Source organism: Hahella sp. HNIBRBA332, from assembly GCF_030719035.1.
GTDB lineage: Bacteria > Pseudomonadota > Gammaproteobacteria > Pseudomonadales > Oleiphilaceae > Hahella.
The window spans coordinates 941340-961429 of sequence record NZ_CP132203.1 but is presented as its reverse complement, the minus strand read 5'-3'; the positions used below and the strand labels follow the sequence as shown (position 1 = coordinate 961429).

The 20090-nt window shown below is 53.4% G+C and carries 17 protein-coding genes and 2 tRNA genes; 12 read left to right on the top strand and 7 right to left on the bottom strand.

The annotated features are described in order from the left end of the window. Positions 1-121: 121 nt before the first annotated feature. From O5O45_RS04500 to O5O45_RS04490, 3 genes are all read left to right on the top strand, one after another. Positions 122-1009 (top strand): SMP-30/gluconolactonase/LRE family protein, encoded by an 888-nt coding sequence (locus O5O45_RS04500; protein ID WP_305904077.1) that lies wholly within the window; start codon positions 122-124, stop codon positions 1007-1009. Between the two features lie 73 nt (positions 1010-1082). Then, positions 1083-1613, top strand: a complete 531-nt coding sequence (locus O5O45_RS04495) for a CesT family type III secretion system chaperone (RefSeq protein WP_305904076.1) — start codon at positions 1083-1085, stop codon at positions 1611-1613. Between the two features lie 10 nt (positions 1614-1623). Next, positions 1624-2172 (top strand): hypothetical protein, encoded by a 549-nt coding sequence (locus tag O5O45_RS04490; protein ID WP_305904075.1) that lies wholly within the window; start codon positions 1624-1626, stop codon positions 2170-2172. A 2-nt stretch (positions 2173-2174) separates the two neighbouring features. On the opposite strand, the gene O5O45_RS04485 is transcribed toward O5O45_RS04490, so the two are convergent. Further along, positions 2175-3377 (bottom strand): CaiB/BaiF CoA transferase family protein, encoded by a 1203-nt coding sequence (locus O5O45_RS04485; protein ID WP_305904074.1) that lies wholly within the window; start codon positions 3375-3377, stop codon positions 2175-2177. Between the two features lie 259 nt (positions 3378-3636). Between O5O45_RS04485 and O5O45_RS04480 the strand changes: the two genes are divergently transcribed. Beyond that, a complete protein-coding gene (locus O5O45_RS04480; protein ID WP_305904073.1) occupies positions 3637-4656 on the top strand; it encodes an AraC family transcriptional regulator in 1020 nt (339 codons plus the stop codon). On the opposite strand, the gene O5O45_RS04475 is transcribed toward O5O45_RS04480, so the two are convergent. Then, the gene (locus O5O45_RS04475; protein ID WP_305904072.1) at positions 4647-5699 is read right to left on the bottom strand and encodes a GGDEF domain-containing protein; all 1053 of its coding nucleotides are present in this window, start codon (positions 5697-5699) and stop codon (positions 4647-4649) included. The genes O5O45_RS04480 and O5O45_RS04475 overlap by 10 nt on opposite strands. 297 nt (positions 5700-5996) lie before the next feature. Between O5O45_RS04475 and O5O45_RS04470 the strand changes: the two genes are divergently transcribed. The 3 genes from O5O45_RS04470 (at position 5997) to O5O45_RS04460 (ending at position 7199) form a co-directional block, all read left to right on the top strand. After that, a tRNA-Met gene (locus O5O45_RS04470) sits at positions 5997-6073 on the top strand. A gap of 349 nt (positions 6074-6422) precedes the next feature. Then, positions 6423-6499 (top strand) — tRNA-Met (locus O5O45_RS04465). A 226-nt stretch (positions 6500-6725) separates the two neighbouring features. Beyond that, positions 6726-7199, top strand: a complete 474-nt coding sequence (locus tag O5O45_RS04460; RefSeq protein WP_305904071.1) for a hypothetical protein — start codon at positions 6726-6728, stop codon at positions 7197-7199. Positions 7200-7258: 59 nt separating this feature from the next. Here the strand turns inward: O5O45_RS04460 and O5O45_RS04455 are convergent, their stop codons facing one another. Next, positions 7259-7924: a hypothetical protein gene (locus O5O45_RS04455; protein ID WP_305904070.1), complete on the bottom strand. Its 666-nt coding sequence runs from the start codon at positions 7922-7924 to the stop codon at positions 7259-7261. Positions 7925-8398: 474 nt separating this feature from the next. After that, positions 8399-9226 (bottom strand): class I SAM-dependent methyltransferase, encoded by an 828-nt coding sequence (locus O5O45_RS04450; protein ID WP_305904069.1) that lies wholly within the window; start codon positions 9224-9226, stop codon positions 8399-8401. Positions 9227-9753: 527 nt separating this feature from the next. On the opposite strand from O5O45_RS04450, the gene O5O45_RS04445 reads away from it, so the two are divergent. After that, the gene (locus O5O45_RS04445) at positions 9754-10065 is read left to right on the top strand and encodes a hypothetical protein (RefSeq protein ID WP_305904068.1); all 312 of its coding nucleotides are present in this window, start codon (positions 9754-9756) and stop codon (positions 10063-10065) included. 25 nt (positions 10066-10090) lie between these two features. Here the strand turns inward: O5O45_RS04445 and O5O45_RS04440 are convergent, their stop codons facing one another. Continuing rightward, positions 10091-10741, bottom strand: a complete 651-nt coding sequence (locus O5O45_RS04440) for a Crp/Fnr family transcriptional regulator (RefSeq protein ID WP_305904067.1) — start codon at positions 10739-10741, stop codon at positions 10091-10093. Between the two features lie 100 nt (positions 10742-10841). Between O5O45_RS04440 and O5O45_RS04435 the strand changes: the two genes are divergently transcribed. From O5O45_RS04435 to O5O45_RS04425, 3 genes are all read left to right on the top strand, one after another. Continuing rightward, on the top strand, positions 10842-12851 hold the full coding sequence (locus O5O45_RS04435) for a CHASE2 domain-containing protein (protein WP_305904066.1): 2010 nt from the start codon (positions 10842-10844) through the stop codon (positions 12849-12851). Between the two features lie 328 nt (positions 12852-13179). Beyond that, positions 13180-16578 (top strand): FecR domain-containing protein, encoded by a 3399-nt coding sequence (locus tag O5O45_RS04430; RefSeq protein ID WP_305904065.1) that lies wholly within the window; start codon positions 13180-13182, stop codon positions 16576-16578. A gap of 29 nt (positions 16579-16607) precedes the next feature. Next, positions 16608-16991: a hypothetical protein gene (locus tag O5O45_RS04425; protein WP_305904064.1), complete on the top strand. Its 384-nt coding sequence runs from the start codon at positions 16608-16610 to the stop codon at positions 16989-16991. 48 nt (positions 16992-17039) lie between these two features. On the opposite strand, the gene O5O45_RS04420 is transcribed toward O5O45_RS04425, so the two are convergent. Further along, complete coding sequence (locus tag O5O45_RS04420; protein WP_305904063.1) at positions 17040-18305, bottom strand: uracil-xanthine permease family protein; 1266 nt, start codon at positions 18303-18305, stop codon at positions 17040-17042. Between the two features lie 203 nt (positions 18306-18508). Here O5O45_RS04420 and O5O45_RS04415 point away from each other — a divergent pair, with 203 nt between their 5' ends. Continuing rightward, positions 18509-19789 carry a methyltransferase gene (locus tag O5O45_RS04415; protein WP_305904062.1) on the top strand — a complete coding sequence of 427 codons (1281 nt, stop codon included), beginning with the start codon at positions 18509-18511 and terminating at the stop codon, positions 19787-19789. A gap of 13 nt (positions 19790-19802) precedes the next feature. Here the strand turns inward: O5O45_RS04415 and O5O45_RS04410 are convergent, their stop codons facing one another. Further along, positions 19803-20039 (bottom strand): TIGR02647 family protein, encoded by a 237-nt coding sequence (locus tag O5O45_RS04410; protein WP_011398411.1) that lies wholly within the window; start codon positions 20037-20039, stop codon positions 19803-19805. Positions 20040-20090: the final 51 nt, after the last annotated feature.

Sequence of the window (20090 nt, the reverse complement as noted above, 5' to 3'; positions counted from 1 at the left end):
TCAAGCGACAAAAAGATACATATATTGTCACTTTATTATTCATAATTTTATAAAAGATCCATAAAAACATAACCTGAGCGCCTGTAAACCACAACTTAATTGCTCTGCCTCAGGAGATATCATGCACGCTCGAATGCTCAGCCTACTCGCACTCGCCGCCCTGCCCATCCTCGCGTCAGCGGAGACCGCCGCGCCCACACAACCCGCCCTCCAAAACGTTTGGACCGCCTCAGGATTCGACCAGCCAGAGTCAGCGATTTATGACCGCAAACGTCATCAGATTCTGCTGTCCAGCATGAATGGAAGTGCTGACGCCGCCAATGGCATGGGGTATATCTCGGTACTGACGGAGCATGGAGACATCGTGCAAAAGCATTGGGTGCAAGGACTGAATGCGCCCAAGGGCATGGGTATCCATGGAGACCACCTTTACGTGGCGGACCTGACCCGCGTCTTGGATATCGACATCACTACCGGAAAAATCGCTCATATTTATGACGCGCCGGAGGCCCAGTTTCTCAACGATGTGACGGTCACCGACAACGGCGACGTCTATATTTCCGACCTTTTGGCGCAGCGTATTTACCGCTTGCATCAGGGCGTCCTGGAAATCTGGCTAAGCTCTGCGGAACTGAATTTGCCCAATGGTCTGTGGGCGCAGCGCGATCGACTGCTGGTGGCCGCCTGGGGACAGGGTCTGCAGGAGGACTTCAGCACACGCATCCCCGGCCGCCTCAAACAGGTTCAGTTGTCCGACAAACACATCAGCGATTTGATTGACGACCAACCACTTGGCAACCTGGACGGCGTGACCGACGATGGCGCAAACGGCCTGCTGGCGACGGACTTCATGCGCGGCCGCCTATTCTATTTCAGCTCTCTGACCACAGCGCCGGCGGAATTCGAACTTCCCCCCGGTAGCGCCGACCTGGACTACATTCCTGAACAAAAACTGGTGCTGATGCCGCTCATGTGGAAAGGCGAACTGGCGGCCTATCGACTGCCTTAAACCTCAATTCCCTACTATCTGGTTGCGCCAGGGCTAAAACCCGGCGCAACTTTACTATCGCAAGCGTTACCCAATGCAGACAAATAGTCAGTATGAGGGAACGTTCAAGATGGTTGACCAATCCGGCCAAACTAAAATCAACTCTTTCCTGCGCCAATTAGGCCAGGACTACAATCTGCCGTTTATGAAGCTCGACGATAACGGCGTCTGCTCTCTCTCTGTAGATGGCCATCTCTATTCCATTGTACAAACCCATGACAGCCCCTGGTTATTGCTACATGCGGATTTCGGCCATGCGCCCAGCGCGGAAGCAAGCAAAGCCGCTCTGCTGGAGCAACTGCTTGAGTGGAATTTTCTGGGCAAAAGCACTCGCGGCGCCACCCTGTCCCTCAACCCGGAAAGCCATCGCCTGACGTTCCATATGCAGTATCTGACAGAACAGGTTAACGAGGCGGTTCAATTAAACAACTTACTGGATTTCTTTATTGAAAGCGCCACCCAAACCCGCGAGCAGTTAGTAGACGCCATCGGCGCCGGCAATAAAGCGCCGAGCGCGTCGACTAACGCCCAGCCGGCACACCCAAGTAGCTTCATGCGAGTATAGGAGTCGTCAGATGACCAATATCCATGGCGTATCATCCGCCAATCAAGTGCAATCAACCCAACAACCCAATTCGACCAATCCATCGTCGAGCCTTAACCATGCCTCGCCCTCCAGCGACAGTGCGCGACTTGGCGGCTCAGATCTGGGAGGAGGCTCATCCTCTCACCCAACCGGTTCGTCAAACGGCCGAGCTTATCTCGCGTCCAGCACCGAAGGAGCCCAAACCTACTATGGCCAAGCGGTCAACGGCGTAAACAGTTTCCTGCAACAAAACGGCGTGCCATTGCCCAACGACCAAGCGCAGAGTATCGCCAATAACGTGTCTGAGCATGAGAGAGGCACATTGTCCCAAGGCGAAGCCCACATGCGGGAAGCCAGAATGTTCGCTGGCAGCGCCGTACAGTACGCAGCCCAGGGCGATTTCGGAAACGCCGCAATCAATGCCGCCGGCGCAGTCGCCAACACTGTAGGCGCTGGCATCGTGGCGCCGGTGACGGACAACTCTGAGGCAGGCAGAGAGTTGGAGCGCATCAACAACGCCGTCAGCGGCACATTCTAACTTTATTGGGACAGCCTTTTCGGCGATGAGGTAACTCCCTGTTCCATCAGGGCGTCTATCCCAGTGTCGTTAAAGCCTAACTCAATCAATACTTCCCGGCTGTGTTGCCCCAATGCAGCGCCAGCGCGGCCAGGAACAAAGGCGTCTCCCTCAAATTTGATGGGGGACGCCAGCTGCTTGCGACTCGCGCCATCCTCGTCGCGTACCTGACAAAACATACCCCTCGCGTTGAAGTGAGGATGTTTTTCCACTTCCGACAAGGTCAAAACCGGCTCCACACAGGCGTCGACCGATGCGAATATCCGCTGCCATTCCGCCAGGGTTTTACCCAGGAAAATTTCCACGAATTTTTGCTTGCTGACCTTCCGATCCAACTCTCGTGGGCTCAGCATCAACGGCAGCATCTGAGGCACGCCCAGGGTGCGGCATAACGCCTCAGCGAATTGCGGCTCCAAGGCGCCAACGGAAAGATAGCGTCCGTCCTGAGTGCGGTAATAGTCATAGCAGCCCCCGCCATTGAGGATTTCCTCCTCCAGTTGCGGATCTTCTCCGGTCGCCAGATAACCCGCCATCGCCATATGATTCATCGACAGCGCCGCATCGCTCATGGAAATATCGATGCGCCGCCCTTCGCCACTTGATTGTCGTTGCACGACCGCCGCCAGAATCCCCATCACCGCGTGATGAGAGCCTCCCGCCACATCCGCCGCTTGCACGCCAAACGGCGACGGGCCGCTTTCCGTTCTACCGCTATAGGAGCTGACGCCCGCCAACGCCAGGTAGTTAATATCGTGGCCAGGTCGATCCCGGCAGGGCCCGCTTTGCCCGTATCCGGTGATGGAGCAATAGATCAATCGAGGGTTGATCGCCTGCAGGGTTTCATAATCCAACCCCAATCGCCGCATCACCCCCGGCCGGAATTGCTCCACCAGAATGTCGTACTCAGCAATCAGCTTTCTGACGATATCGACGGCCGTCGGCTGTTTCAGGTCCAGAGTCAGAGAGCGTTTTCCCCGGTTCAGATAGGCATGACTGGCGGAGACCTCACCCAGCATCGGCGGGACGACTCTTAACAGATCCGTGCGCGTGGGAGATTCAATTCGCAATACTTGCGCCCCCATGTCCGCCAGCATCATGGTGGCGCAGGGACCGGGCAGTAGCGTGGAGAAATCGAGTATTTTCAGGGAGGATAAGGGCGCAGCCATATAAAGAAACCACCGTTTTATTATCATTATCGACACGAATACGCCCTGATTGCCGGGCGCGTCGCTTCAGCAACCTCCATTATCATGCCCCTTGAGCAGGCGCCAATGGGATTGCGCGCCAAATCCATTGGCGAAATCATCCTTGATCATAACAGGCAATTAGTTAAGACTGAGCGAATCAGAGTTTCCATAGATTCCAATAAGTTAGAGCCCCACAAGGGCGTGACGAACAGCATTTTCCGCCGGTATACCCAAAAACATGGCAAAACTTACGGTTTCCAGTCATTTTGTTCGCGCTGCGCTCAGCGGTGCGGAAAGACAAGGCAAGGACGTTGCCGAACTATTGCGCTGCGCAGGCATTCCCCTGCAGGCGTACCAAAACCCACGCAGTCGTGTGGGCGGACCGCAGTACACCAAATTGATGCAATGCATCTGGAAGGCCCTGCAGGACGAATTTATGGGCTTGACGGACACCGTCTGCAAAACCGGAACCTTCGCCACCATGTGTTATCTGGTGGTGCACTGCAATAATCTGGAGAGCGTGCTGCGTCGCGGCCGTATCTTTTATTCTCTGTTCGACAAGCCAGTGACCTTGAAACTGGAAGTACAGGGCGATCAGGCGGCGCTCATCGTCGACGCTGAAGCGACTTTTCACGACCCTTATCACTTCTTTCAGGAAAGTCTTTTGGTGATCTGGCACCGACTCGCCTGCTGGTTAACCGGACAGCGGGTGGCCCTGGACGAAGCGCGCTTCAATTATCCTGAACCGGAGCACTCCAGTGAGTATCGTCATTTGTTCTATTGCCCACTGCAATTCAATCAGCCGGACACGCGCATTTATTTCCATAAACGCTATCTGCAATTACCTGTGATTCAGGATGAGCCATCGCTCAAGGAATTTTTGAAAACCTCCCCCGCCGACCTGCTGGCGCGACCGGACGACAGCAACACCTATACATCGAAAATCCGTGCGCTGGTGGGGCGCGATCTCAGCCAGCAAATGCCGGATTTTGAGTTCATCGCGTCCCAGATCAATGTCAGCCCGCAAACCCTGCGGCGGCGTCTGAAGGAGGAAAACACCTCGTTTCAGGAGATCAAGGACAATATGCGGCGGGACGCGGCGATTTATTATCTGTCGCGCCGGGAAATGTCCATCAACGAAATCGCCTTTAAAGTGGGATTCACCGAGCCCAGCACCTTTCACCGTGCTTTTAAGAAATGGACAGGGGTAACACCGGGAGAATATCGGGAAAGCGTGCTGCGAGAGCGTCAGCACTGATCCTGTGACGACAGGCGAGTTGCAGCGCAGGGCTTACGCTTTTTCTTTTCATACAAGCGCTTGTCAGCCAGTTTCAACAGCGAGCGCGCGCTCCCCGTTCCGATTTGACTGGTGGACGCCACGCCAATGCTTACTTTGACGGGAATACGCATGTCGTCAATGATCAAAGGATTGGCGTAGAGATACTCGCCCAGCCGCTCCGCAATTTGCTCTGCGCCGTCCTGATCCTGGTCAGGCAACAGCACCACAAACTCATCCCCGGCGAAGCGAAACGCCTGGTCGGACTTGCGCAACATCACACACAGCCCCTCAGCGACATGCTTCAGATACTCGTCGCCTACATCATGTCCGTAGGCGTCGTTGACCAGTTTGAAGTCATCGCAATCAATAAACGCGAGCGCCAAAGGCTGGTCGTTGCGCGCCGATCGGCTCACCTCCACTTCCAACGCGTCCTCCATTTCCCGGCGATTGCGCAATTGCGTCAAAGGATCGCGGGTGGCGAGATCAGCGACTTTTTCCCGCGCCACCACAGAACTCAGACATAGCGACGCCTTGACGCTCAGCTGACGCAAAAAGAAACATTCTTTATCGGCGCGATAACGCTCCTGATCGTCGGCGGCCAAATTCAGACTACCCGCCAGACGCCCCTCAAGAATCAGCGGCAGTATCGCAATGGAGCGAATCTGAGTGCGAATTTCCGGCGGCGTCATAAAGAAGAAGCGATACAGATCGGCGTGATCCATCAACGGCTCCCGCGCACCTTTAGTGGCCGCCAGATACTCAACGGAAGGCGCGCTCACCCACTTTCCCATAAGATCCGGCGAGGCTTTCAGCGTTTTTATCAGAGATTCCGTGTGAGCGCTTTCAACCATGGCGTACCAGACATACTTAACGCCAAATTTGTCCTGCACGGTTTGCAGCAGATGCTCAAGAAACGGCTGCACCTTGGCGACATTAAGGATCGCGACCTCAATATCGAACAGGTTACGCGCAATTTCTTCATTTTTACGCGCCAGGGCGAACAGCTCTTCCAGAGAATCCATCGAAGTTCTGACTCACTCTCTCAAATGCCCCATCGGGCCATTTCTTGAATTCATTGATTTATTATTAGCTCTCAAGACCTGAGTCCAGGCCACTATACGAAACATTGACGTTTGCTTCGCCGATGCAAAGAGACGATCAACGCCTAAACTCCCACGCTTGAGCTAAATAATAGTCAAACATCCAGAAATTGTTCGCACTGGCACCCAACTCAGCGCAATATTTGACCGCCCCGTTAACTTTTTTCTACAAGGGGTTGACGGATGCAAACAAGGTCTTTAGTATACGCACCTCGTTGTCGCGGGGTGGAGCAGTCTGGTAGCTCGTCGGGCTCATAACCCGAAGGTCGTAGGTTCAAATCCTGCCCCCGCAACCAGCATTCCTAAAAGCTCGATTTTATATCGGGCTTTTTTATTGCCTGAAAAATAGCTTTGGCAGGCTTATCCTGATGGCCGGCCCGTCCATGTACTATCCGCCCTGCAACCTGCGCTTTAAAGCTCAATGGCATTGGGCTTATTAACCTTAGAGCGGGCATTCACCTTTGGATGCAGGCGTTTACCCAGGAGAGAGTCCGCAAACAATTCCTTCCAAGTTTTTGCGCCACGAGAAGCGCTTCATTCAGGCCCCCGCCCCAAGCTCGTCGATAAATAGCGATTTCTCAAAAGTTTTTTGGAATTTACCATTGACGTACGCCAATCCGATCTTTAGTATACGCACCTCGTTGTCGCGGGGTGGAGCAGTCTGGTAGCTCGTCGGGCTCATAACCCGAAGGTCGTAGGTTCAAATCCTGCCCCCGCAACCAGCATTCTTAAAGCCAGCTTTTTAGCTGGCTTTTTTATTGCCTGAAAAACGACCTTGGCGGTCGTATGCGGGTGGGCGGCCCATTTAAATCCTGCCTTGCTGCGGCAAATGTTCTTGAAATTAAGACAAGCGCTCATCTGTTGTTCGAAAATAACCCTAGCCCAATACACAAGCGGCTCATTTCACTTTATTATCTCAGGTCGTTTACCCGCCAGATTTAATTAGCAGTGAATCAGATTCCCACCCAATTGAGATATAAAATACCCAAAGATCATGCCTTTCCGTTAAACAGCAAAGCTTTATCGGAGGCTCTTATCGATGTACCTCAATATAGCGAGTTATCGGCGATTTTTAGGTTCGGAGACGAGTACTCACTAAGCTCCTATCGCTACAGGCTCCGTATGCAAGAGCCTGTCACCATCCTGAAAGCCACGTATTCTCGCCTTCGTACTCGCCATTCATCGCCTAATAAGTTTATCGAGCAAGGTTTATATGAGCCGAAATGGACAATCACTTTGACTGCACTGCCAAAGGAATATTTATCCATTTCGAGCTCACTGTTAAAGGAAGAAGCGCTCCCAAAACTGCAAGAGTGGTTCATCGAGACAGGCGCACAGACAGGCTATGAAACCCACAGCATCGCGTTTATTTTTGATCTTTATAAAAAGAAGCTAACTCACAGAGAAGGTATCCGTAGGTGACCATAAGAGCGGGCCTCACACTGCAGCTGAGATTGACTCTGGCCGCTTGACTCAATCAGTCACAGTTCACATTCCACTACAAACAGTCCGCCTTGTTTCAGCCATGTCTTTCTCTCGTCAGACCGGTAGAAGGCGTCGGCCACTATTTCCAGTACATGTTCCGGGGCGATTTTGTGGGAGCAGAATTCCAGTTGTTCCGGGCCATTGGCGTAGTCTTCAAGAGTGGTGGGGGTCAGTTCATCGTGGCGGTATACGCCGACCACTGCGTCAGCAGAGAACTTCACGCCGCCCTGCTCCAGTTGTCGCTTAACGTCGCCAAGGGAATGCAGCATTTCGTACTCAATCGCGGTTTTCAGCATCGCGATCAGGTCGTCGGTGATTTGAGAATCCTGTAGCGCAGTGAAGTCGTCGGAAACGCCGATTTTGTTGGCGATTAACGCCGCCAGATTGAGAATAAAAAGGCAGTGATGACCGTCATCAATGCTCTCCGGTAAGGCTATCTTCGCGCCATGAGGATCTTTATCGGGCAGTCCGATCAGGGCCGCCCTTTCCTCACCATCACAAATCCACTCAAACCCTCCCAGACACATCTCCACATCGTCGCCAGTGGCCAACAAGCGAGATACCAGCTGTCCCGGACTGATTTCTATTGCAAGGGCGTTATACCAATGCGCCGCCAAGGCGGCTCCTATTTGCTCGACACAGTCGAATTGCGGTTCGCTCATGATTTCTGTACATCTCAAAGCAGTTATCCGAAGCAAGCTAAAGTGAACACATCCTCGCTGATGTATTGGAGTCTTTACCTACCTTCGGCTCACGCCTGATAGAACAGGCCCAATTCAACTTGTAGTCCCTTTACAAGCAACATACTCCCTTTAATGTCAGCACACAGACAAGCGGATCACAAATTTTGCACATTGCCCCACCCCTGACCCACAGGCTATTTAATCCCGCAGCGCTTGATAGGCCTATTGAAGAATTTTAGCCTCAATACAATTGTCGATTTCGTTTTTTAAACATATACCAGATAAATCAGCACTAAAACAAAGCCGCCCAATGCAGGGCGGCCATTAGGCCACAAAGCAGTCGATGGTCATTATTTTTAGCAACATCAGCCACACCAACTCTATTCAGAATGGACAAGCCAACCTAACGACTCTGCTTTGAACGCATAGCCGACCATCCATAGATGGTTTAGCTTACTTTCTAAATGCCAAACACACCCAGTATGGCATGTTGGGAGAAAACTTAACGTCACGAAAGCCGTTCCTCTCCAGCATCTTTGTGATGTCCTCACGGCTAAACCTCTTCTCAAGCCTAGTTCCAAACCGATCCAGAGCGTCCGTTTTCATATAGTAGAACTCTTTACCACGGTAATCAGACAAAGGCATTCTCTCCACTTCAAAGCCCAGCTTTTCGAAGCACAGAGCAGCTCTTGCAAAAGGAAAATAGACTAGAGCAGCGATACAAGTAGAAAGAGGCTTCTTAGCAGCAAATGGCAGGCTGGAAATAAACTTTCTGATCACATCAGAGACTCGCCATAGCAACTTAAAGGCTACCCCTCTGTTTTCAAAGTTATAATAAAGATACAACAAAAATGGAGCGCCGCTTTTTAGCAACTCGGAACAGGACTTTATTCCACTTTCCGTATCAGGAATGTGATGCAACACCCCCAGACAATATCCGAAATCCTGGCTCCCAGGCTCAATAGAAACGCCATCGACCGGCGCGCACTCATAGCTGACATTGCTGTATCTAGATAATTTCTTCCTAGCGACGCCCAACGCCTTTTCACTGGGGTCAATGCAAGTCAGACTACCTACGCGCGGAGCGACAAAACTTGCCCACCTACCGCTTCCGCACCCCATGTCGAAGCCGGCTGCGTTTTTATCGAGGAGATTAAAGGGAAAGATATCGAAGTATTGATTAAAAGCTTTTTCGAGAGAGCATTGAGCTACCTCATCCTGAGGGTATGCGCCCCATTCATTTCCGAAATCCTCTACTACTTTGGCATCAACATTCTTCATAGCGTCTCCTGTGGATTCTAGCGATGTTGTTCGCTCAATGCTCGTAGCGCGACATTCTGGATTTTAGCAGTCCCGCGATTCAACTCCAGCCCATTCATCCTTCTGTTTTTATCAGCGCTTCTATGAGTTTTAGCTGATGACCACGTCTTTCGCCAAAGAGCATTCCATTTTCCGAATAGTCGCCCCCAAGAAAAACACCGGAATTTTCACAATAACAGTCCTACCCTCTCAGAAATGGACTATATTTAATACAGAGGGCCAACCGCCGCGTTCGCGGCTCCTGGACAGGCCCCTTGCGACTAGCCGGCAGTATCCGGGAAGCGGGTGAGTTCAACCAAAGCGCCTGCGCCGGAGTTACGGTGGAGATGCTTCGCGAGGACGGTCGGTTAGTGAATTTTCCACAAATTGAAAGCGCATTGTGTTACAGAGGATTGTTCCGTCCGCTGGTCTAATAGCTATTGCAATTTCAAAGCTGATCCGGAATCTCAACCTCCGAGAGTAGTAGCAACTACAAAAAGAGCCGCCCTATGAAAGTCTATATTGATGCGCCACTGGTCGCCGTCGCCCTCTGCTGCGCCGTCGCCGCCAGCATCGCCTTTGAAAGGATGTCCATGAATGACGACAAACATCCTGCATTGGCTCAGGACGCCCCTCCGGCGCAGAACCCGGTATTTGGCAAGGACCGCATTTCTGGAGCAAATCAAGGCGCCCAGCCCGGCGTCCGTCCAGTCGCCCTATCCAGCGACTATCTGCACTACCCGCCGCTAATCAGCGACGAGGCCATTCTTGAGTTATGGGCGCAAAACAAAAAGATAGCCGCCCCACTCGTGACGCAATAGCCAGTAAGGCGTGGCGCGCGCCAACTCAATAATGGGCTGGCAGCGCGTCGTTAATGACGATTTTCTTTTTCTCCACTTTGATATACCCGCCAATCTCAAGATCCTTCATGATGCGCGAGACCATTTCCCGACTGGCGCCGACCCGGTTGGCGATTTCCTGCTGCGTCAGAGGAATCTCCGTAATCAGGCGGTCGCCTTTGCGCTCCGATAGCTGCAACAAAGTGCTGGCGACCCGGCCATAGACATCCATCAACGCCAGATTTTTCACATTATGGGTGAGAGCGCGCACGCGCTGGGTGAGGTGGATAATCAGGTTGTAGGCAAGTTCGGGCGTCTGCCTGAACCCTTCCAACAGACTGGATTTGCTTAGCATCAGAAAGCGGCATGGTTCGGTGGCCATCACCGAAGCCGAGCGTTCTTTGTCATCAAATAAGGCCAGTTCTCCAAAATATTCGCCGGCTTTAAGGTCGTTTAAAATGACCTCCTTGCCGTTCTCATCGCTACAGAACACTCTGACCCGTCCGGAGACGATGATATAAAGGGAGTCGCTGTGGTCGCCTTCCGTAATGACAATGCTGTTTTTCTGGAAACACCGAAAAACAGCGTGCTTTTCCAATTGCTGGAGTTGTTCAGCGTCGAACCCGGAGAAAAGTGGAATCTGCGATAAAAGACTCATACTGTATTAGCTCCGACATCATTTTTTCTTATTACGCCGTCCCCGGCTATGTTTTATATGTTACGCGCTAGTGAGTGATTTTTCCGTAAAAATTAATCAGATGTCCAAACAACCACGATACCGTCCGCCTCTTCGACAGCACTTGAGATTGTGGCTGCCGCCCTTGCTGCTGAGCCTGGTTTTGGCGCTCAGCCTGATCACGCCGGTCGGTCAGAGCATGGAGGAAGGTTTCGGATTGGATACGCTGTTTCATCTGCGTGGAGAGAGGTCCCCTCCTCCTAAAGTGGCAGTGGTCGCCATTACGGAAAACACCGCAGCGTACTTACAGACGCCGGCCCGGCTCACCGAATGGCCCCGTTCAGTTTACGGGGAGCTGGTGGACACATTGGACGCTCAGCAGGTCGGTTTGATTGCGTTCGACATCTATTTCAGAGAAGCCCGCGACCCTGTGGCGGACGCACGTTTCGCCGACGCTATGACACGCAGCGGCAAAGTGGCGTTGTTCGCTTTCAGCATGCGGCGCATCACCAATGTGGATGGCCGCCGCATTGTCGCGGACAGCGTCAGCGAACCGCACCCCATTTTCGCGAATGCAGCGGCGACGACAGCGCCTTTTGCACTGCCGAAGGTGTCTTCCAAAATCAGCCGCTTCTGGCTACTCCAGCCTGCCAACCCGTCACGCTGGGCGATGCCCGCTGCGGCGCTGCTGCAACGCGCGCCTGATCGCGGCGCCGTCGTCGCCCGTTTGCAGGAACTGCGGCCAACGCAGCTGTATAATTTTTATGGTCCGCCCCGCTCTATTCCCACCATCTTTATGGAGAATCTCCTTGCCCGCCCTGATGATTACGCCGATCTCCTACGCGATGCGACTGTCTTCATCGGCTATGCGGCGGAATACCAACCCGACCAGCGCGATGGCTTTTATACCCCCTTCACCCCAGACACCGGCTTGGACATCAGTGGCGTAGAGCTGGCCGCCACCGCTTACGCCAATCTGCTGGAAAACAGCGCCGTACGTTATCATCTGGGAGTCTGGTTCGCCGTAACGCTGCTGTACGCCGCACTGGCGTTCATATTGAGCAATCTTGCCTCCCCCGGACGCGGGTTGCTGATGCTGTGTTTGCTTGGCGCAGGCTATATGGCGCTGACGTACGCGTTGTTCGTACAGAGTTATTTCTGGCTTCCCTGGATGACGCCCGTCCTGGGACTCACTCCCGCTGCGGCGTTGCATGGAGTATGGCGGCGCATGCAGATTATCGACCAGCAGAAACGCCGTCTGGAGCTGGCCTTTGGTCGCTATATTCCGGCGAATGAAATTAAGCGCCTGGCCAGCCAGCCAGGGCTGCCGCAACAACAAAAGCTGTTTGGCGTGTGCCTCGCAACCGACGCCGCAGGGTATACGACGCTGTCCGAAAACGTGCCGCCGGAGCGACTGAGTCAGATTATGGACAGCTACTATCAGGCCGTGCTCACGCCAATTCGCCAACATGGCGGCATCATTTCCGATGTGGCGGGTGATGGCGTAATCGCGCTTTGGCCGCACATACCTACCGATAAGACCTGGACGACGATCGAGCCTGCATTGAAGGCGTTGCGCGCGTCCATAGACCTGTTCAATCAACAGTATCCGGATTCGCCGCTCCCCACTCGTATCGGCCTGCACGCCGGCGAGGTGGTGCTGGGCCATTTCGGCGCTTCCGACCACTTTGAATACCGGGCGATGGGCGATATTGTCAACACGACATCGCGCATCGAAAACGCCAATAAATTACTGGGAACGGACACGCTGATCAGTGAGACCTGCGCTGATATCCAGTCCAGCTCTCTACGCGCCCTGGGACGATTTCTACTACAAGGCAAACAGCATCCTGTCGCCTTATTCAGTCTGATGCAGGACAGCTGGAGTTATGATAATGAAATCGCGTTTCGGCAAGCGCTGCATTACCTGGATCTGGGTGAGATTGCGCAAGCTCGGGCTCTTTTTGCGCGCCTGCACGAAAATAGCGCCGATTCCGTATGCAAATATTACCTGCGCCAATGTGATGCAATATCCTCACAGTCAACATACGATACCCCACGGGAATTTGTTTCCCAATTAAGCAAGGTCTAGTCCATTTATATGAGTTTATTGGAATTTTTCCACTGAATTACCGGCACTAATGCCTGGATTTACTGCTACAATCCTCTCAGAATTATTACATGACTATGCGACACTTTTCCGAGTGTTGAATAAGCCAAAAGACAGGTGGACTTCTCTGTATCCGGATTTAATCCTTAGGGATAATTCCAATCATTAAAGTCGCATCGATATATAAACATAGTCATCTATCTGGGCGGATATTGAGCTTGCCGGAAGCTGTCTCCTGAATCCGGCGCGTTGTCCTCACGTAGTTGTCAGCCTGAACATCAATATTGCGGTACCCGTTAAGGAGATCGCCGTGGGCCTATTGCTGCGTGGCCAATTGCTGTGTCGTGTTTCATGCGGAGCATTATTATCCATTAGCCTGACGCTGTCGGAAGCTTCTGTCGCCGCGCCTCCCTGCGCGGACTGGATGGGCAAAGTCATCGCCGTCCAGGGAACGCTGGAAAAGTCATTCCCCCAACAATCCTGGACCTCGTTAAAGCCTGAGCAGTATCTCTGTCCAGGAGACACTCTGCGCACGGGCCAGGATAGTCGCGCCTCCATTTATCTCCGCAACAACACCTACATGCGCCTGAATCAGAACGCTATCATGCGCTTTCCCGACAACGTTGAGAAAGAAAGTTTCTGGGTGCAGCTCAAGCAAGGCGTCGCACACTTTCTCAGCCGCATCGTCAACCGGTTTGAAGTCGATACTCCCTACGTAAACGCAATGGTGGAAGGCACCGAGTTCGTCGTGGAGGCTACGCAAAGCGGCTCCGTCACGGTGATCGAGGGCAAAGTGCTGGCTTTCACCGACACGGAACGCCAGAGGCTGACCCAGGGCGAGCAAGCACGCAGCGATGCGGGCGCGCACCTGCGCAGTTTAAAGGTCAATACGCAGGACACTGTGGCCTGGGCGATTTATTACCCTCCAGGCACGGTGCTGACCGAGCTGGTCGCCATAAGCGATGGCGCTGCCGCCGACGCATTGACCAAGGCCCAGGAAATGACTGGCCGCAATCGCCCGGATGCGGCGTTACAAGCGTTACGCGAGTATTCAAATAGCACAACTGACGAGCCGTCCATCAAGCTGGCCCGCGCTGCAATATTGTTAACTTCCGGGCAGCAACAGGAAGCTGACGATCTCTTAAGGCCCATGCAAGATGATCAGCGCATGGGGCATCTCGCACTGGCGATGAAAGCCGTGCTCGCTGCGGTCAACAGTCAATCTCAGCAGGCATTGCGACTGGCGCAGGACGCCGTCACCCTGCGTGCTGACAGCCCGTCCGCACAGCTCGCACTCTCTTACGCCTGGCAGGCTAACTTAAATTTGCCGGAAGCCATTGCCGCCGCCGAAAGAGCGACAGTGAGCGCGCCCCATAGCGTCATCGCATGGACCCGTCTGGCTGAGCTTCAGCTTACTTCCGGCGCATATAGCGATGCAAAATATGCAGCCGGACGCGCAACGGAAGTCTCCCCCGCTCATCCTCAGGCTCAAATCGCTGCGGGATTTATTGCGTTATTCGAACACAAACTGTCCGACGCCGACGCCCATTTCCAAAGCGCGATCAAAACAGACCCGGGCGTTCCTGACGCCTGGCTGGGTCTGGGGCTGACCAAATTACGCAGCGGCGATCTGGAGGGAGGACGCAACGACCTCGAAGTCGCCGTCAGTCTGTCCCCCAACAACGCCGTCTTACGCAGCTATCTGGGGCGCGCCTATTTTGAAGAAAAACGCAGCGACGACGCCAATGAGCAGTGGCTGCTGGCGAAAGAGCGCGATCCGCAGGACCCAACGCCATACTTTTATGAGGGCGTCAACAAGCTCTTCAGCAATGATCCGGTCGGAGCCATAGAAGAATTGGAACAATCGAAGCAGCTGAACCGCAATCGCGCCGTGTACCGTTCAGACGGGCTGCTGCAAAGCGACTCCGCCGCCCGCAGCGCAGCATTAGCTCGCGCCTATGGTGAAGCGGGCTTCGACCAGGCGGTGCTTTTAGAGGGCTGGGAAGCGCTCAGACAAGATCCGACCAGCGCCGACGGCCATCGTTTGCTGGCGGATCGCTACCTGTCGCAACCCAATCATCAGGCCGCCCGGGTTTCCGAACTGATGCAGGCGCAACTCTGGCAGCCCATCACCGCTTATCCGCTGCAACCGCAACTCTACGAGACTGGACTGCCTATCGTGGAAGGACTTGGCCCATCCCGTAGCGGCGTCAATGAATACCATCCCTTGTTTCTACAAGATGGGGTTTACGGTCTGACCAACGGCTTTGTCGGCAGCGACGACACCTGGGGAGAAGACATCGTCGTCTCCGGCTTACAGGGCCCGGTGAGCGCCAGCTTCGGCCAGTATCACTATGAAAGCGATGGCTTCCGCAACGGATTGGATCAGGAACAGAATATCTACAACGGGCTTTTGCAATGGCAAGTCCATCCTTCCATCAGCATTCAATTGGAAGCGCGGAAGGCTGAAAAAGATGATCATCTGTTTAAACTGAAAACCATTGCCCCAGACACCGATCCAGAGAGCCGCAGTGTAGATACGAAAACCTACAGAGTTGGATTAGCCAGTCGCCTGGACAATCACAACAGTTGGCTGTTTTCCGCTATTCGCCAGGAGTTCGAGGAAGAGCAAGCGCTGGCTGCCGCAGATACCTTTTCAGACCGTAAGCCGCGTACTTACGAGGTGCAATATATCCATACCGCCTCAAACTTCTATGCCCAAATAGGCGCTGGCAGGGCTTCGATTGAAACGAAAACGAACATCCAGAACCCTGCTGGATATATCAATAACGACGACGACATAACCCACCGAAATATATATACCTATTTTGGAATCCAGCCGTCAGAATCAGTATTTCTATTGATTGGCGCAACCTACGATAATTTGCGGCTTGAAGTAGAGCGCAACACTTTCTTTGATTTTCCATTCCCGTTACCGGACATCGATATTAGCGACAGCGCCACTGACGAAATTAAACAATGGTCCCCCAAATTCGGTGTTGAATTCACGCCAACTGAACAGCTTACATTCCGACTGGCGACATATAGATCCCTCAAACGCGATATTGCCGCAGACCGCACCATCGAGCCGGCGCATATCCTAGGTTTCAATCAGCTGTATGACGACCCTAATGGCTCAGATATAAAGACCTACGCCGCAGCAATGGATTATAAGCTTGGTAGCCGCTTCGGCGCCGGCTTGGAAGCGATGCGACGCACCGTAGATATTCGTCCAAAGCTTCTACAGGAAGAACCGGAAAGACCACATCATGAGTTTGAAAACTACAGACTCTATTACTTTGGCGCCCTTTCTTCTTCCGCCACCCTGGATATCGCCTACGAGTATGAAGATCAGGATTTAGAGGACAAGCAGTTTAGCTCAGGGTCTATTTACCGAGTGAAAACACACAGCCTCCCATTAGGCGTCACGCTTTATCTCCCCAGACACCTCTCTATGCGAATGGAGAGCATATACACTGACCAAAAGATAAAGGCCTCTTTCGCCTCTGATGATCAAAGAGACTTTGACACTCATCTTTGGACCTTCAATATTCGCCTGGATTACAAATTGCCACGCCGCTTCGGAGAGCTGCAGTTTGGCGTCGACAACATCTTTGATAAAAACAAAGAAATCCTGAACAGTGAGCTGGATTATCCTGGGTATTACCCGAAAAGATTCCTATACAGCCGCATACAGCTGTCTTTCTAAATAAAAAACGTAAAAACAAGGAGATGATAATGAGAATGATGAAGCTGCTTTACACCCTTGCTTTGGGATCTTCCCTTTCCCTCAGCGCCTGCGCTCATACTCCGGGAACCAAACCCAGCGACGGAGACCCAAATTTCCCTAACCATCCGAATACCGGGGAAAAACACGACCCTAAAAATGTGGACAAATATGCGTCATTCAGGATTACGATGACCAGTGACGGCAGGATGGTAGTACTGAACGAAAAAGGCGAGGAAATGCGTCCTAACGCAAAACTGCCCCTTAAAGTGGAAGCTCACTATATTGAGGCCGCCAAGTCCATGATGATTATGCGCTACAGAGGCTCGCCAGAATATTATGTGTTGGAAGTGGGAGGCGACATCTATCATGTTCCCGTTCCTCATTCCCATTGATAGGACGCCAGATTAATAAAAGGGCGGCCAATGCCGCCCTCACCGTGATCAGATCATATCCTCTACCCGCTCAATATGCTCCTGCCGCCCAGCGGGCATCGGCAATAGCACATTCAGAATAATCGCGACGAATGCGCACAGTGATATTCCCTTCAGACCCAACTCTCCATCTCCTATCACCATACCGCCAATCCCGAACACCAGCGTGACGCCGACTATCACCAGATTACGGGCTTCACTCAAATCCACCTGATGGCGAATCAGTGAATTCATTCCCACCGCGGCGATAGAACCGAACAGCAGACACAATATGCCTCCCATCACGGGGACCGGAATCGTCTGCAACGCCGCGCCGAATTTGCCGATAAACGCCAACGCGATAGCGATGACCGCCGCCCAGATCATGATTTTGGGATTGTAGTTTTTGGTCAGCATCACAGCGCCCGTCACCTCTGAGTAGGTCGTATTGGGCGGCCCGCCAAACGCCGCCGCGACGGAGGTGGCCACGCCATCGCCGAGCAGAGTGCGATGCAAGCCTGGCTTTTGCAGGTAGTTTTTGCCAGTGACCGAGCTGATCGCCAGAATATCGCCGATATGCTCCACGGCCGGCGCCAACGCGACAGGTATCATGAACAGAATCGCTCCCCAACTGAACTCCGGCGCCACAAAAGCGGGCAGCCCAATCCAATCAGCGTTGAGAACTGGAGTCATATCCACCACGCCGAAAATCCACGACAACGCATATCCAAACGCCACGCCGCACAATATCGGCAACAAACGCAACAGCCCCTTGCCCATGACCGCCACCACCAATGTCAACGCCAGCGCAGGCAGGGATATCATCAATGCCGTATCGTAGGGCACCAACTGTAGAGCGCCATTACCGCTTTTGCCCATCGCCATGTTGGCGGCCACCGGCGCCAGGCCCAAACCTATGGACATGATCACCGGCCCCACCACCACCGGCGGCAATAAACGGTCCAGAAATCCGGTTCCTCTGAACTTCACCGCTGCGCTCAAAACCATGTAGGTCAGACCAGCGGCGATCAGCCCTCCCATAGTGGCGGGCAACCCGAAAGTGGATTTCGCCGCCATAATCGGCGCGATAAAAGCAAATGAAGAAGCCAGAAAGATAGGAACCTGGCCGCCGGTAATCAGGTGGAACAACAAGGTGCCCATGCCGGCGGTGAATAATGCGACATTGGTATCCAGTCCGGTAATGAGAGGCATCAACACCAGTGCGCCAAATGCGACAAATAGCATTTGCGCGCCGGCCAGCATCTGTTTCCATAGCGGTTCGGTCGTACTCATCATGGATATCTTCCTACCTGAAAAAGCGAGTGTGTTTTTTGGCTTAAGCAAAACCCGTGCAATATAACGAAAGGCGCGCGCAAGGTCACGGCGAAGCGCTCCTCCACCAAGGACTTTCACGTTATCAGGCATTAACATTTCACTTGCCAAACACCGAATTCGCTATAAAATCTGCGCACCTTCCACCTGATCAATTATTAAACTTAATGCCAGCCGCTGTCCCGCTGCATCCTGACGCCCTCTCTGAGCGGGGCGATCTGGATCTGCTTCAACGCTTCCAATCCCTCGACGCCCTGCTCGCCGAGCATGACTATTTTTGGAAGCCGCGCCCTTTTGAAACAGTCCATCCGAGTTGGCGCCATGCGCATCCGGAACTCTATAACGCGGTCAGTCGTCTGTCCGATGCAGAGGTCGACATCTGCTCCACCGAACCAGCCCGGTTTCAGGACATTGCTCAGCCATTTTTTCCCTGGCTGCAGGAGTTGTTGCGGGCCAGTGAGTTGGTCGCTGCGTCAAGTCGTCCTTTGACATTTTCGTCTTTTGACGCCGTGCATGCGCCCGGACGCAAATGGCGGCAGGTTACCGCCTTCGCCGCCGCCCTTCCGCCGCTGAGCGGACGCGTTCACGACTGGTGCTCAGGCAAAGGCCACCTCGCTCGCGCCATCACGGGCGCCAACGACGTGACGATGTATTGTTTTGAACTGGACGCGCAATTATGTGAGAGCGGACAGGCATTGGCTGATAAGCAGAAATTGCCGATCCGCTATGTTCGACAGGACTTGCTACAGCCGTTCGATTCCTATAAGGAGGAGTATCGCGGAGGGTGGCGCCTGGGTCTTCACGCTTGCGGGCAGTTACACGTCAACCTGTTGCGCGCCTGTGTGGAGGGTGCGGCGGATGGCCTCGCCATCGCGCCATGTTGCTACCATAAACTCTGTCTCGGCGCACATTACCAGCCGCTCTCCGCAGCCGCCCGTCAAGCCAGTCTAACCTTGTCATTGAAAGACGTTTCCCTCTCGGTGCAGGAGACAGTGACCGCTTCAGCGAAAGAACGCGCACAGAGAGAGAAGGAAAGCCAATGGCGTCTCGGATTCGACGCGCTACAGCGTCAATTACGCAATAAAGACGAATACCTTCCCACGCCATCGCTTCCCAAAGCGATGCTGAATGGCGACTTCACCGCCTTCTGCGCATGGGCGGCGCAGGAAAAACAACTCATATTGCCTGAGGATATCGACTACGTTCAGTTCGCAGCAGCTGGCCGCTCTCGTTATCGCGAAGTGCGCAGAATAGAACTGGTGAGACATCTGTTTCGCCGCCCACTGGAAATCTGGCTGGCGCTTGATCGCGCTCTGTTTCTGCAAGAGCAGGGCTATGAGGTGACAATGCGGGAGTTTTGTAGTCGCGAGATAACGCCGAGGAATATTTTGCTTGTGGGGCGTCGGCAGAAGGACAGCACCAATGAATCGGGACTCAGCGCCTGCTGAGCCCCGGAGACACTCAAACCGGCTTCAATATGGTCAGCAGGGCCTGGGCGTGTTCCGCCGCGTCGTGGCCGAGGCTGGTAAGATAGCCGCCGTCCGCCTGGGTGATCAGCCCTTTCGCATGCAGCCTTTTCGCCGCCGTCACCATTTTCTGCCCTGCAGTCTGGTGCACTTTTAGCCCTTCCTGGGTCGTGGTGAGATTGTATTTAGCGAGGATCTCGATTTCGTCAATCAGCTCGGGCGTATAGGCCATATAAGCTCCTGGTTATCATTCAGCGCAATTGCAGGGACCGGTCTTCCGGAT